The sequence below is a fragment of the Delftia sp. ZNC0008 genome, from assembly GCF_000799035.1.
GTDB lineage: Bacteria > Pseudomonadota > Gammaproteobacteria > Burkholderiales > Burkholderiaceae_C > Comamonas > Comamonas tsuruhatensis.
The window spans coordinates 1-13129 of the sequence record NZ_JTKZ01000285.1; the positions used below are offsets into that span (position 1 = coordinate 1).

Consider the following 13129-nt stretch of genomic DNA (forward strand, 5'->3'; position numbering starts at 1 on the left):
TGCGCTGACCAACACCTTCAAGAGCCGGCTGGACTTCGACAAGGGCGCGGTACAGCAAAGCAACTTCCACGACTACCCGCTGCTGCAACTGTCCGAAATGCCCCGCGTGGAGGTGGTCCTGGTCGAAAGCGACCGGCCGCCCCAGGGCTGCGGCGAAGTGGCCCTGGGCCCCACGGCGCCTGCCGTGGCCACGGCCATGTTCCATGCCACGGGCCGCCGGTTCCGCTCCATGCCGCTGCCGCAGGACATCGCGTCCACCTGATCACCACCCCAACCCCGGCTTTTTTTGAGAAAAGGAATTTCATGCAAGTCGAACACATCACCCCGTGCATAGGATCGGAGATATACGGCATCGATCTCTCGGACCCGGCGCAGGTGCATGACCATGCGGACGCGCTGCGCAAGCTGCTGGCCGAGCGCCAGGTCATCTTCTTCCGCGACCAGACGCTAGACCCTGCGCAGCAGGTGCGCGTGGCCCAGGTGTTCGGCAAGGTCGAGCCCGTGTCCTCCACCTTTCCCTCGCACCCGGACGATCCGCATGTCGAGCTGCTGATCAGCCAGGGCACGCGCACCGGCACCGACATCTGGCATGCCGACCTGACCTGGCAGACCAAGCCGCCCGCCGGTGCCTGCCTCTACGCCGTGGACGTGCCGCCCACGGGCGGCGACACCATGTGGGCCAGCATGACCACGGCCTTCGCCTCGCTGGCGCCCGAGCTGCAGGCCTATCTGCGCACGCTGCGCGCCACCCACAACTGGGAGGCGCCGGCCCTGAGGCAAAGCCTGATGCGCCGCGATCCCTCGGGCGAGGCCTATCGGGCCACGCGCCTCAAGCATCCGCCGCTGGAGCAGCCCGTGGTCCTGGTGCACCCGGTGACCTGCCTGCCCGTGGCCTTTGTGAACTCGCTCTACACCACGCACATCGAGGGTGTGACCAGCGACGAGAGCGCGGCGCTGATCGCCATGCTCAGCGGCCTGGCCAAGGTGCCTGAATGGCAGGTGCGCTTTCGCTGGCGCAAGGGCTCGGTGGCCATCTGGGACAACCTGGCCACCCAGCATTACGCGGTCAACGACTACCACCCCGCGGCGCGGCGCATGCACCGCGTGGCGATACGCCAGGCGTGAGCCCGGCCCCGGCCTTTGCTGAAAATGACAAAACCCACGATGAAAGCCCATCCCATGAAAGCGAAACGCAAAACGCTTGCCCTAGGCATGGCCCTGGCCATGGCCCTGCTGGCCGGTCCTGCCCAGGCGCAGGCCTATCCCCACAAGCCCGTCACCATCGTCGTGGCCTATCCCGCAGGCGGTGACACCGATGCGCTGGCGCGCCTGCTGGGCGAGAAGCTGTCGGCCCGCATCGGACAGTCGGTGCTTGTGGACAACCGCGCAGGCGCCAGCGGCACCATCGGCAGCAGCTATGTGGCCAAGGCGCCGGCCGATGGCTATACGCTGCTGCTGGCGCCCAATACCTTTGCCATGGCCCAGCTGGTGCTCAAGCTGGGCGCAGGCCACGGATATGACGTGCTCAACGGATTCACGCCCGTGATCGAGGTCGGCTCCACATCGCTGTTCCTTGTCGCCGGACCCGGCGCGGGCGTGCGCACGCTCAAGGAGGCCGTATCCGCGAGCCAGGGCCGTTCGCTGGGCTACGCCACCCCGGGCAATGGCTCGCCCATGCACTTTCTGGGCGAGATGGTCCGGCGCGCCACGGGCGCCCGCTTCGAGTCCATCCCCTACAAGGGGGTGGCGCCTGCGGTCACGGACGTGGTGGGCGGCCATGTGCCCTTCACCTACAGCACGCTGGGCTCCATCGCGCCCTACCTGCCCGGCGGCAAGCTCGTGGCGCTGGCCGTGGCCGACGCCCAGCGCTCGCCGCTGGCGCCCGACGTGCCCACGCTGGCCGAGCTGGGCTACAAGGACGTGGAGCTGACCGCCTGGTACGGCCTGTTCGGCCCCAGGAACATGCCTGCCGACGTGGTCAGGCTGCTGAATACGCACCTGAACGAGGTCCTCAAGATGCCCGACGTGGTGGCACGCATGGCCACGCTGGGAACCGTCCCTGTGGGCGGCCCGCCGCAGCGCCTGGGCAAGACCAACGCCAGCGACTTCGAGCGCTTCGGGCGGCTGGTCAAGGAGCTGGGCATACAGTCCGACTGAGGGCAGCGCACCGGACGAAAGGAGGGAGCAGCGGGCGCCGGCGCAAGTCAATCCGGGTGGTGGCCCGGGTGTGGTGGGTGGTCTTGCGCCGGCGCATCCTGCCTGATGCGCTCGGCCAGCAGGTGGGACATGAAGCGCAGATAGTGCTCGACCTGCTGGTCTGCCTGCGGCCCTTCCCCGAACAGTTCGGCCAGCAGCGGCCGTGCCGTGGGCAGGAAGGCCGAAATGCTGAGGATGGCCAGGTGGATGAAGCGCGGGTCCACCTGTGCCGGGTGGCTGGCCTGCGCTCCGTCCATCAGCATGGTCGAGGTCAGCTCCAGCCCGCGCCGCGTGATGCGCTGCAGCGGCGTGCCCGAGGGCGGCGGATCTTCTTCGCTTTCATAGTGGTAGATCTCGGACAGCGCCAGCCGCTCGAACTGCGGGTGCTCGCGCATGAAATCCAGCCGCAGCAGCAGGCGCTGGTAGACGCGCTCTTCCACCGTGCCCTGCGTCCTGAGCGCCACTTCCATGCGGTTTTGCAACTCGCGCATCAGGGACTCCGTCACTTCCTGCAGCAGTCCCTTGAGGCTGCTGAAGTAGTAGCGCACCAGCGCTCGCGTGACGCCAGCCGCCGCCGCGATTTCCAGAATGCTCAGTTGCTCCGGCGTGCGGGTCTTGAGCAGGTTGACCGTGGTCTGCAGGATGATGTCCCGGCCGACGGCATCGTCAGCCAGCGGGCGGCCGCTGGTGCGGCGGGGCTTCTTGGGCGCGGAATCGGCAGGCTTCTTTTGGGACGGCATGCGGGCCATTGTCGGCGATACACAGGCAGCGGCTGCGCCGCAAGTGTCAGGGTTGGGCGGTGATGCGGGCCAGCGCGTCCTCGATCTCGCGGGCCTGCTGGGGCCGCACCAGCCTTTGCACCTCCTGCCCGTCACGCAGAAAGACCAGGGTGGGCCAGAGCTTGACGCGGTAGCTGCGTCCCAGGGCCCTGCCGGGGCCGTCTTCCACCTTGATGTGGGCCACCTGCGGGGCGGCATCCAGCGCCTGGGCAATCAGCGGTTGCGCGCGCTGGCAGTGGCCGCACCAGGCGGTGCCGAACTCCAGCAAGGTAGCGCCGGGCAGCGTATCGACGGTGCTGCGATCGGGGGCGTCGGTCAGGTGCTTGGACTGGAAGGGCATGGGGCAATCTCCTGTCAGGGAAAGGCCTGCAGCGGCAGGATGGACACGGTTTCGCCGGCTTGCACGGCAGCGCGCTCATGTTCGAGCACGATGAGGCAGTCGGCCTCGGCCATGGAACTGAGTACGCCCGAGCCCTGCGGCCCCGTGGTGCGCACCATGCAGCGGCCATCGGCGCCCTTGGACAGAATGCCGCGCTGGTACTCGGTGCGGCCGGGCCGCTTGGACAGGGCCTGCGCAGCCACAGCCTGGGGCAGGGCGGCCGATTCACCGTCCACGGCGGCGGCGCCCATGAGTTGCAGCAGCGCCGGCCGTACAAAGACCAGAAAGCTCACCATGGCAGCCACGGGATTGCCGGGCAGGCCGATCAGTACCGTGGTGCGTGCCGGTGGCCGGCTGGCGGCAAATGGCGTGCCCGCATCGGGCTGCAACAGGCCCACGGCCAGCGGCCGGCCGGGCCGCATGGCCAGTCGCCAGAAATGAACGCTGCCCATGCGTTGCAGCATGGCGCGCGTATGGTCGGCCTCGCCCGCACTGATGCCGCCGCTGGTCAGCACCACGTCGGCCAGGGAGGCGGCTTCGCGCAGGCGCTCCTGCAAGGCTTCGGGCTGGTCGGCCACCACGCCCAGGTCCAGCACCTTGACGCCCATGCGCTGCAGCAGGCCGATGAGGCTGAAGCGGTTGCTGTCGTAGACCGCCCCTTCGCGCAGCGCCGTGCCGGGGTGCAGGATTTCATCGCCCGTGGAGAAATAGGCCACGCGCAGCCGCCTGCGAACATGCACCTGAGACTGGCCCAGGCTGGCGATCAGGCCCAGGGCCGCCGGATGCAGGCGCTGGCCCGCCGCCAGCGCCACGCAGCCCTGGCTCAGATCCTCGCCGCGCCTGCGGCGGTTGTCTCCGGTGCGCACGCTGCCGGCGGGGATGCGTACATGGTCGGGCGAGGCCGCATCGGCGGGCTCGGTGCGTTCGTGCGCGATCACCGTGTCCAGACCGGGCGGCAGCACGGCGCCCGTCATGATCTTGATGCACTCGCCCGCCCGCACCGTGCCATGCCAGGGCTTGCCGGCCAGGGCCTGGCCGACCACGCGCAGCACCAGCGGGGCGCCGGCCTGCAGCTGGCTGCCGTCGAAGGCATAGCCATCCATGGCGGCGTTGTCATGTGCGGGCACGTCGATGGGGGAGACGATGTCTTCGGCCAGCATGCGGTCCAGCGCGTCGGCCAGCGCCAGTGTTTCCACATCCGCCACCGGGCCCAGGGGCTGCAGCAGGCTGGCCAGTTGGGACAGTGCCTGATCAACGCTCAGGTCCTGGGCGGAGGCGATGGGGGCGGAGGCGGGCTGGAAGGTGGCGGTCATCAGAACGGAATCCGGTGGGGCAAGGCCGGTCACGGCGGCGTCACGGGCACACAGGCCGCGGCCTGCGCCAGGGCCTGCAGCTCCTGCTGCGTGTTGGCGTTGGCAAAGGCCAGCGGGCTGTCGTCCGCGCGATCGAAGAGGGCGGTGGCGCAGCGGTGCTGGCCCGTCCAGGCATCGATCTTGCGGCCGCCCGAACGTATGAAGGACTGCAGGCTATCACGCAGCGATGACCGCATCAGGCAGAACACGGGCTGGGCACGCAGCCTGGATTGATCTGTATCAAGCGAGCGTTCCCAGCCATGGGCGACGACGATGTCGGCCGCAGGCTGCTGCGCCAGCGCAGCCTGCGCGAGCCGCTGTACAAGGTCCAGGGGGAACAGCGGCGTGTCGCAGGGCACGCAGACCAGCCAGGGTGTCTGGCAATGGGTGAGGCCGCTCAGAAAGCCGGCCAGCGGGCCGGGGTAGTCGGGTTCGGCATCGGGCCAGACCGGGGCGCCATAGGGGGCGCCCAGTTGCGCATAGGCCTCGGCATGGCGATTGGCGTTGAGCATCAGATGCCCGACCTGGGGCGCAAGGCGGTCCAGCGCGTGGCCCGCCAGCGGCTGGCCCAGAAAGGGCTGCAGGCCCTTGTCGATGCCGCCCATGCGCATGCCGCGCCCGCCTGCCAGCACGCAGCCCGTGATGTCGCTCAAGGGCAGGGTGTCGGGCAGGGAGGAAACGGGCATGTGTGGCTTGTGATGGAGAAACCGAGGGGAAAGGGAAAGGGAGCCGCGCGCGACGCGCGGGCTCAGCCGCCGATGTAGCTCATCTCTATGCGCCTGCGCTGCGTGTCCGTGCTGGACGGCAGGCTGGCGCGCAGTTCGGAATAGCGGTCGGTGCGCTGCTGCCAGATGGGGGCCAGCGCGGCTGCCACTTCCTCGTCGCTGGCGCCGCTGCGCAGCAGGCTGCGCAGGTCCCAGCCTTCGGAGGCGAACAGGCACAGGTACAGCCGGCCCTCGGTGGACAGGCGCGCACGGTTGCAGTCGCCGCAAAAGGCGTGGGTGACGCTGCTGATCACGCCGACCTCGCCCAGCGAGGGATCGTGCAGGCCCTGCGCATCGGCATATCCCCAGCGCACGGCGGTCTCGCCCAGGCTGCTGGCCTGCAGCGGCACCAGGGGCAGCTCGGCGCGCAGCCGGGCGATGACTTCGTCGGAGGGCAGGACCTCGTTCATGCGCCAGCCGTTGGTCGCGCCCACGTCCATGTATTCGATGAAGCGCAAGGTCACGCCCGTGCCCTGGAAGTGGCGCGCCATGGGCAGGATCTGGTCCTCGTTGGTGCCGCGCTTGACCACCATGTTGACCTTGATGTTGCCCAGGCCTGCCGCCTGGGCCGCCTCGATGCCGGCCAGCACGTCGGAGACCGGGAAGTCCACGTCGTTCATGCTGCGGAACACCGCGTCGTCCAGCCCGTCCAGGCTGACGGTGACGCGGTTCAGGCCGGCCGCCTTGAGCGCCCGGGCCTTGCGCGCCAGCAGCGAGCCGTTGGTGGTCAGCGTCAGGTCCAGCGGATGGCCGTCGGGCGTGCGCAGGGCAGACAGCTGCTCCACCAGCGTTTCCACGTTCTTGCGCAGCAGCGGCTCGCCGCCGGTCAGGCGGATCTTGCGCACGCCATGCTGCACGAACAGGCGGGCCGTGCGCGTGATCTCCTCGAAGCTCAGCAGCGAGCCGTGCGGCAGGTAGCGGTAGTTCTTGTCGAAGACTTCCTTGGGCATGCAGTAGCTGCAGCGGAAGTTGCAGCGGTCGGTGATGCTGATGCGCAGGTCGCGCAGCGGCCGGCCAAGCCTGTCACGCAGATCGCCGGTGGGCGCCTGCAGCAGTCTTGGCACGGTGGCCGGGCGCGTGGGGGCGCGCTCGTCGACCAGGGGGATCACTCGTTCTGCCATGCCCGCGATTTTGCCCGAATGCCTATGTCCAGGCTCTGCGCAAGCCTGCAGATCTTGATCTGCGTCTAGACGCAGCGCGCTCCATCCACCTCGATGCAGGTGCCGCTGATGAAGGCCGCCTCGTCGCTGGCCAGATACAGCGCGGCATTGGCCACGTCCAGCGCCGTGGAAAAGCGGCCCAGCGGAATCGTCGCCCGAAAGCGCGCGCGGCGCTCCTCGTCCACGGGGCCGCCGGCAAACTCGGCGGCCAGGCCGGTGTCGGGGTTGAAGACGGGGTTGATGCAGTTGACGCGGATGTTCTCCGGGCCCAGTTCCGCAGCCATGGACTTGCTGGTCACGATGACGGCGCCCTTGGAGCCGTTGTACCAGGTCAGCCCCGGGCGCGGGCGCAGGCCTGCCGTGGAGGCGATGTTGATGAAGCTGCCGCCGCCGGGGCGGCCATCGGCCATCGGCGGATTGGCGCGCATGGCCGGCACGCCGTGGATGGCCGAGAGATAAATGCTCTTGACGTTGATGGCATAGACCCGGTCGAACTCGGCCTCGCTGACTTCGAGCATGGGACGGTTGCGGTGCGTCCAGCCCGCGTTGTTGACGAAGACATCGAGCCGGCCGTGGGCCTGCAGCGTGGCGGCCACCAGGGCCTTGACCTGTTCGCCCTGCGTCATGTCCGCCTGCACATAGAGCGCGCGGCCGCCCACGGCGTTGATGGCCTGTGCCACGCGCGTGCCGGCCTCGCGGTCGATGTCGTTGACGACGATATGCGCGCCTTCGGCGGCCAGCCGCATGGCGATGCCGGCTCCTATGCCGCTGCCGGCGCCTGTGACGATGATGGATTTGTCCTGGACACGCATCGGGCTTTGCTCCTCGGTCGGGGGTCAGGCCCCCTGGGTTTCGGTGGTGGCGGTGGTCGCCGGGGTCGGGGCCACGCCGCCTGTGCCGGGCTGCCAGCCCACGAACTGCGGGTAATAGCGCGCCACGCCGGGGCCATTGAAGTCCCAGCCCAGGCACTGGCCCAGGTGGCGTGGTGGCTGGCTGGGGTCGGCATCGCCAAAGACGCCGGGTACGGACTGGAAGGCGGCCGTGGCCATGTTGAACAGCAGCTCGCGCAGATGCGTGCAGCTGGCCACGCCGCCCAGGTTCTCGTTGATGGCCTTGCGCCATCCGCGCGCCATGCTGCAGCCGACCATTTTCTGCAGGGCCCGCGTGGCCTCGGGGCAGTGGCCCAGCGGATGGGAGTCCATGACGACCTCGATGGCCTGCACCGCCAGGCGGGCATCGACCGTGGTGCGTATCCACATGTGGTGTATGGCCGTGCCGGCCGGCATGTGGCGGCCGCCGCTCAGTTCGATGTCATGGGTCTTGCTGTCGCGCAGCTCGCCTTCGATGTCCCAGAGGCCATCGGCGCGGGCGTAGCTGCGGTAGCGCACGTCGCGTTCATGCTGGGGCGTGCGGTCGGGAACGGGAGACAAGGGCATGGGGAATTCTTCTTTCTGTCGCGTGCGGCCGGCTGGCGCCGGGCACCTTGCGATTTTCCGTCATGCGCCAGGATCAGCCATGCCGTATGGCGACGGTCTTCAGCGTGGTGAAGCCATAGAGCGCCTCGAAGCCCTTTTCGCGGCCATGGCCGCTGGACTTGACGCCGCCGAAGGGCAGCTCCACGCCGCCACCCGCCCCGTAGTTGTTGACGAAGACCTGGCCGCAGCGCAGGCGCCGCGCCAGGCGCAGCTGGCGCGCGCCGTCACGGGTCCACAGGCCGGCCACCAGGCCGTAGGCCGTGCCGTTGGCCAGTTGCACGGCATGGTCCTCGTCATGGAAGGGCATGGCGCAGAGCACGGGGCCGAAGATCTCTTCCTGCGCCAGCCGGTGCTCGGGTGGCACGTCGCGCAGCAGGGTGGGCGCCTGGTAGAAGCCGCTGTCGGGCGCATGCTCCACGATCTGGCCCTGCGCCACCACGGCAATGCCTGCCACCTGGGCGTCGGACAGGAAATCCCAGACACGCTGCTGCTGGCTGGCGCGGATCAGCGGACCCAGGTCCAGGTCCATGGCGGCCGGACCCACGCGCAGCGCCTCGAAGGCCTGGCCCAGGCGTTCGAGCAGCGGCTCGTAGATCAGCGAGTCGATCAGCACGCGCGAGCCTGCCGAGCAGGTCTGGCCGGCGTTCTGCACGATGGCGTTGACGATGGCCGGCACGGCGGCGTCCAGATCCGCATCCGCGAACACGATCTGCGGGCTCTTGCCGCCCAGCTCCAGCGTGACGGGGCAATGGCGCTCGGCAGCCGCCTGCTGTATCAGCGTGCCCACGCCGGGGCTGCCCGTGAAGCTCAGGTGGTCTACGCCGGGATGGCGCGCCAGGGCCTCGCCCACCTCGTGCCCCAGGCCGGTGACCACGTTGAAGGCGCCTGCCGGAAAGCCGACCTCGGTGGCCAGCCGCGCCACGCGCAGCACGGACAGGCAGGCGTCTTCCGAGGGCTTGACCACGCAGGTATTGCCCGCGGCCAGCGCCGCGCCCACGCTGCGGCCCAGGATTTGCATGGGATAGTTCCAGGGGACGATATGGCCGGTCACTCCGTGGGGTTCGCGCCAGGTCAGGGCGCTGTAGCCTTGCTGGTAGGGCAGGGTCTCGCCGTGCAGCTTGTCGCAGGCGCCTGCATAGAACTCGAAGTAGCGCGCCAGCGCCAGCGCATCGGCGCGGGCCTGGCGCGTGGGCTTGCCGCAGTCGCGCTGCTCGATGGCCGTGAGTTCATCGGCATGCTGCAGCACGCTGCCCGACAGGCGCATCAGCAGGCGCCCGCGTTCGGCGGCCGAGAGCTTGCTCCAGACGCTGTCCTGGCATTCGCGCGCAGAGCGCACGGCCAGGTCGATGTCCTGGGGCGAGCCGCGTTGGAGCTCGTCGAAAGCCTGCCCGTCCGACGGGTCCAGCACGGGGATCGTGCGTCCCGATTCCGTAGGCACGGACGCATTGCCGATGTGGTGGTATTGCATGGAGCCCGATTGTGGGGCGCCCGGGACGCTTGTCCAGTCCCGGGCGTTGCAGCGCGCCTGCCTACTGCGCAGGCCAGCCCGCGTCGCGCAGGCCTTGGCGGTCCAGCACCTCCATCTTGCCGCGCCGCAACTGCAGGCAGCCGGCCAGTTGCAGCTCCTGCAGGATCTGGTTGGTGGTCTGGCGTGACAGGCCCAGCATGCGCGCCAGCTGCTCCTGGGACACATCCAGCTCGCGCCGCCAGCGCTGGCGGCCCTGGCCGTCGGGCTGCCACTGGTCAAAGCCTTCGGCCATGCGCACCAGGCGCCGCGCCAGGCGCTGGGGGGCCGGCAGCAGCGTGTGCTCTTCCAGCGCCACCAGGCACACGCGCAGCTTGTCCGTCAGCAGCAACGCCAGCGCTTGCCAGTGTCCGGGGTGGGCGGCCAGCCACTCCATCAGCGGTGCCTGGGGCACGTGAAGCACGATGCAGGCCGTGGCGGCCTGGGCGTCGTGCGTGCGTTGTGCGCCATCGAACAGGGCAATCTCTCCCAGCCACATCGGCGGCTCCACCAGGGCCAGCAGCGCCGTGCGGGCCTGCTCGCCGCAGGCGGCCGTGCCCGAGATGCTGAGGGCGCCACGCGCCACCGCGTACAGCCCGCAGGGCGGGTCGCCCCGGCGAAACAGCCAGTCGCCTGCTGCCAGCGTGCGGGGCTGGGCCAGTGCCTTGAGCTGCGCGGCCAGCTCTGGCGGCAGGGCGTGGAACCAGCGGCCTGCCTCGACGGTGGCCCAGAGATCGGCCATGCCCGGTGGACCGGCCACTGAGCGGCGCCGTACGCCGCGCGTGGCGGCGACAGTTGCCGTGGCTGCCGGAGCTGCCGGTGCGGGTAAGCCCGAGGTGTGCGATGAGGCTTGTGTCGGATCCATGACAGACGCCAATCCTTGATGACACCACCATGGTTGCGCAACATCCACTGCCGGTGCAGCCTATGAAAACCCTCATCGACCAACTGTCCCAGTACGCGGACTATCACCGTGATCCACGCAACATCCTCACGCACTTCTTTGGCGTGCCGCTGATCATGTGGGCCGTGGTGATCCTGCTGGCACGTCTGCAATGGGCGATGCCATTGGGCGACGGCCTGCCTGCCCTGCCGCTGAGCCTGGCCTTGCTGGCGGCGCTGGCGGCAGGCATCTACTACTGTTTGCTGGACCTGCGCTACGGCATTGCCATGGCTGTGGTGCTTGCCCTGATGCTGGCCTTGGCACAGCCCATCGCCATGCTGCCGTTGGGGGCTTGGCTGGGATGGGGGCTGGGCATCTTTGCCGTGGGCTGGGTGATCCAGTTCGTGGGTCACTACTACGAGGGCCGCAAGCCAGCCTTCCTGGACGACATCCTGGGCCTGGTCATCGGACCCCTGTTCGTGCTGGCCGAGCTGGGCTTTGCACTGGGCCTGCGCCGCGAAGTGCAGCATGCGGTGGAGCAGCGCAGCGGCCCCGTGCGCCGGCGCGCGGGCGGGGCACACGCCTGAGACCGGGCGCTGCAAGCTTGGCGCAGGCTTGCGCCCTTAGCATGGCGGGCGTTCCTGCGGAGCCATCCGTGGGGGCGTGTGCCTGCGCCTAAAATCACGCTGCTATCCCCTGCGGGGGCTCTTTCGTTTCAACTCTGCTTATCCATCATGTCTTTCGACAAAGTCACACCGGGCAAGAACGCTCCTGAATCCTTCAACGTCGTGATCGAGATCTCGGCCAACTCCGATCCCATCAAGTACGAAGTGGACAAGGAAAGCGGCGCCGTCTTCGTGGACCGCTTCATGGGCACGGCCATGCACTACCCGGCCAACTACGGCTATGTGCCCCAGACGCTGTCCGGCGACGGCGATCCGGTGGACGTGCTGGTGATGACGCCCTTCCCGCTGCCCCCGGGCGTGGTCGTGGCCTGCCGCCCCATCGGCATCCTGCTCATGGAAGACGAGTCCGGCGTGGATGGCAAGGTCCTGGCCGTGCCCACGCAAAAGCTGCTGCCCGCCTACGACAAGATCAACACGCTGGAAGACATCCACGAGATCACCCTCAAGCAGATCCAGCATTTCTTCGAGCACTACAAGGACCTGGAAAAGGGCAAGTGGGTCAAGGTTCTGGGCTGGAAGGGCGTGGACGAGGCCAAGAAGGAAGTCGTGGACGGCATCGCCAACTACAAGGGCTGATCCCTTTCACTCCCGTCGAGGGAGTCTCAACTGCGCTGAGGTAAATGCCCGCTTCGCAGTTGATACAATTTGAAACGCACCCGGTGCCTAGGCGCCGGGTGCGTTTTTTGTTTTGTCATGGATCAGGGTTTGGACAGATCAATCAGGCGCTGATGGGGACATCGGCCCGGGAGCGAGCAAATGAAGGTGGCAGATTGGCGCATGGGCACGAAGCTGGGCATGGGATTCCTCATCATGGTCCTGTTCTCGGCGGTTCTGGGGGCGGTAGCCTGGTTGCAACTGGCGCAGATGCACCGCAACGCATTGCATTTGTCGGATGTGGCCCTGCCCAGCATGTTCCATGCGGGCGCCATGCGATCCGAATACAACCGCCTGCGCCGCCACGAGGCCGGCATTGCCTCCGCGCGCAGCCTGGCCGAGGTCGATGGCTTTGCCAAGCAGGTGCAGGACCGGCTGCAGACCATTGGCGAGCATGAGACGGCCCTGCGTTCGCTGATCGACCAGCAGGCCTTGCGCGCGGCCTTCGACGACTACCTCGGCTTCAAGCAACAGTTCCTGGCCATGCATGCGCGATTGCTGGAGCGTGCGCGCGCCGGCAACTATTCCACCACCGAGGAGCAGGCCTTCATGGCCGACGAGATGGGGTTGATGTTCGCCGGCGAGTCCGAGGCGCAGTTCGGCAAGCTGGCCGAAAGCGCCGGCCGCCTGCTGACCCTGCAGCGCGAAGCGGGCGAGCAGGCGCGGCAGCAGGCGCAGGCAGGCTTTGACCTGGCCCGCATCTGGGTGCTGGGCACGCTGGCCGCGGTGGTGGCGATTGCGGCCCTGGTGGGCTGGGCCATCACGCGTGCGGTCACCGGCCCGGTGGCCCAGGCCGTGGCCGTGGCGCGCAATGTGGCGGCCGGCCATCTGGAAAAGCCGGTCACCAGCCGGCGCCTGGATGAAATGGGCCAGCTCATCAACGCACAGGAGGACATGCGCCGCAAGCTCGCCGAGCTGGTGGGCGATGTGCGCGGCAATGCGCACGGCGTGGCGCTGGCCGCTGGCGAGATCGCCCAGGGCAATGCGGACCTGTCGGCGCGCACCGAAAGCCAGGCCAGTGCTCTGGAGGAAACCGCAGCCTCCATGGAGCAGCTGGGCGCCACCGTGCGCCAGAACGCGGACAACGCGCGCCAGGCCAACCAGATGGCCGCCTCCGCCTCGGGCATTGCCGCGCGTGGCGGCGAGGTTGTGGCCCAGGTGGTGGACACCATGAAGGGCATCAACGACAGCAGCCGCCAGATCGCCGACATCATCGGCGTGATCGACGGCATTGCCTTCCAGACCAATATCCTGGCGCTGAACGCCGCCGTGGAGGCGGCCCGCGCTGGCGAGCAGG

14 protein-coding genes and 1 pseudogene are annotated in these 13129 nt (G+C 68.5%); 6 read left to right on the forward strand and 9 right to left on the reverse strand.

The annotated features are described in order from the left end of the window. The 3 genes and pseudogenes from L995_RS09475 to L995_RS09485 form a co-directional block, all read left to right on the forward strand. Positions 1–262: pseudogene (locus tag L995_RS09475) on the forward strand (xanthine dehydrogenase family protein molybdopterin-binding subunit); the annotation flags it as partial. Positions 263–303: 41 nt separating this feature from the next. Further along, positions 304–1125 (forward strand): TauD/TfdA dioxygenase family protein, encoded by an 822-nt coding sequence (locus L995_RS09480; RefSeq protein WP_016451352.1) that lies wholly within the window; start codon positions 304–306, stop codon positions 1123–1125. 54 nt (positions 1126–1179) lie between these two features. Further along, complete coding sequence (locus L995_RS09485) at positions 1180–2157, forward strand: Bug family tripartite tricarboxylate transporter substrate binding protein (protein ID WP_026062757.1); 978 nt, start codon at positions 1180–1182, stop codon at positions 2155–2157. Positions 2158–2204: 47 nt separating this feature from the next. Here the strand turns inward: L995_RS09485 and L995_RS09490 are convergent, their stop codons facing one another. The 9 genes from L995_RS09490 to L995_RS09530 form a co-directional block, all read right to left on the reverse strand. After that, complete coding sequence (locus L995_RS09490; protein ID WP_231574399.1) at positions 2205–2936, reverse strand: TetR/AcrR family transcriptional regulator; 732 nt, start codon at positions 2934–2936, stop codon at positions 2205–2207. 46 nt (positions 2937–2982) lie between these two features. Continuing rightward, positions 2983–3315, reverse strand: a complete 333-nt coding sequence (locus tag L995_RS09495; RefSeq protein WP_034365530.1) for a thioredoxin family protein — start codon at positions 3313–3315, stop codon at positions 2983–2985. Positions 3316–3329: 14 nt separating this feature from the next. Next, the gene (gene moeA, locus L995_RS09500; RefSeq protein ID WP_047326770.1) at positions 3330–4667 is read right to left on the reverse strand and encodes a molybdopterin molybdotransferase MoeA; all 1338 of its coding nucleotides are present in this window, start codon (positions 4665–4667) and stop codon (positions 3330–3332) included. Positions 4668–4696: 29 nt separating this feature from the next. After that, positions 4697–5392, reverse strand: coding sequence for a molybdenum cofactor guanylyltransferase MobA (gene mobA / locus L995_RS09505; RefSeq protein ID WP_047471223.1), 696 nt, complete (start codon positions 5390–5392; stop codon positions 4697–4699). Between the two features lie 62 nt (positions 5393–5454). After that, on the reverse strand, positions 5455–6591 hold the full coding sequence (gene moaA, locus L995_RS09510; RefSeq protein ID WP_016447431.1) for a GTP 3',8-cyclase MoaA: 1137 nt from the start codon (positions 6589–6591) through the stop codon (positions 5455–5457). A gap of 65 nt (positions 6592–6656) precedes the next feature. Next, on the reverse strand, positions 6657–7442 hold the full coding sequence (locus L995_RS09515) for an SDR family oxidoreductase (RefSeq protein WP_016447430.1): 786 nt from the start codon (positions 7440–7442) through the stop codon (positions 6657–6659). Positions 7443–7466: 24 nt separating this feature from the next. Next, positions 7467–8066 carry a DUF2889 domain-containing protein gene (locus tag L995_RS09520; protein WP_016447429.1) on the reverse strand — a complete coding sequence of 200 codons (600 nt, stop codon included), beginning with the start codon at positions 8064–8066 and terminating at the stop codon, positions 7467–7469. A 73-nt stretch (positions 8067–8139) separates the two neighbouring features. Then, complete coding sequence (locus L995_RS09525) at positions 8140–9573, reverse strand: aldehyde dehydrogenase family protein (RefSeq protein ID WP_016447428.1); 1434 nt, start codon at positions 9571–9573, stop codon at positions 8140–8142. Between the two features lie 61 nt (positions 9574–9634). Continuing rightward, positions 9635–10474, reverse strand: a complete 840-nt coding sequence (locus L995_RS09530; protein ID WP_047471225.1) for a Crp/Fnr family transcriptional regulator — start codon at positions 10472–10474, stop codon at positions 9635–9637. Between the two features lie 62 nt (positions 10475–10536). Between L995_RS09530 and L995_RS09535 the strand changes: the two genes are divergently transcribed. The 3 genes from L995_RS09535 to L995_RS09545 all read left to right on the forward strand — a co-directional run. Continuing rightward, positions 10537–11079, forward strand: a complete 543-nt coding sequence (locus L995_RS09535; RefSeq protein ID WP_016451358.1) for an Mpo1 family 2-hydroxy fatty acid dioxygenase — start codon at positions 10537–10539, stop codon at positions 11077–11079. 147 nt (positions 11080–11226) lie between these two features. Continuing rightward, positions 11227–11754 carry an inorganic diphosphatase gene (gene ppa, locus L995_RS09540; RefSeq protein ID WP_013801496.1) on the forward strand — a complete coding sequence of 176 codons (528 nt, stop codon included), beginning with the start codon at positions 11227–11229 and terminating at the stop codon, positions 11752–11754. 180 nt (positions 11755–11934) lie between these two features. Then, positions 11935–13129: methyl-accepting chemotaxis protein (locus L995_RS09545; protein ID WP_231574400.1), on the forward strand; the 1195-nt coding region annotated here is incomplete at its 3' end.

Bases quoted from the DNA above. Each gene is read 5' to 3' on its own strand.
- moaA (WP_016447431.1), bottom strand. From the start codon at position 6,591: ATGGCAGAACGAGTGATCCCCCTGGTCGACGAGCGCGCCCCCACGCGC.
- L995_RS09495 (WP_034365530.1), bottom strand. From the start codon at position 3,315: ATGCCCTTCCAGTCCAAGCACCTGACCGACGCCCCCGATCGCAGCACC.
- moeA (WP_047326770.1), bottom strand. From the start codon at position 4,667: ATGACCGCCACCTTCCAGCCCGCCTCCGCCCCCATCGCCTCCGCCCAG.
- ppa (WP_013801496.1), top strand. From the start codon at position 11,227: ATGTCTTTCGACAAAGTCACACCGGGCAAGAACGCTCCTGAATCCTTC.
- L995_RS09520 (WP_016447429.1), bottom strand. From the start codon at position 8,066: ATGCCCTTGTCTCCCGTTCCCGACCGCACGCCCCAGCATGAACGCGAC.
- mobA (WP_047471223.1), bottom strand. From the start codon at position 5,392: ATGCCCGTTTCCTCCCTGCCCGACACCCTGCCCTTGAGCGACATCACG.
- L995_RS09535 (WP_016451358.1), top strand. From the start codon at position 10,537: ATGAAAACCCTCATCGACCAACTGTCCCAGTACGCGGACTATCACCGT.
- L995_RS09490 (WP_231574399.1), bottom strand. From the start codon at position 2,936: ATGCCGTCCCAAAAGAAGCCTGCCGATTCCGCGCCCAAGAAGCCCCGC.
- L995_RS09480 (WP_016451352.1), top strand. From the start codon at position 304: ATGCAAGTCGAACACATCACCCCGTGCATAGGATCGGAGATATACGGC.
- L995_RS09525 (WP_016447428.1), bottom strand. From the start codon at position 9,573: ATGCAATACCACCACATCGGCAATGCGTCCGTGCCTACGGAATCGGGA.
- L995_RS09515 (WP_016447430.1), bottom strand. From the start codon at position 7,442: ATGCGTGTCCAGGACAAATCCATCATCGTCACAGGCGCCGGCAGCGGC.
- L995_RS09530 (WP_047471225.1), bottom strand. From the start codon at position 10,474: ATGGATCCGACACAAGCCTCATCGCACACCTCGGGCTTACCCGCACCG.
- L995_RS09485 (WP_026062757.1), top strand. From the start codon at position 1,180: ATGAAAGCGAAACGCAAAACGCTTGCCCTAGGCATGGCCCTGGCCATG.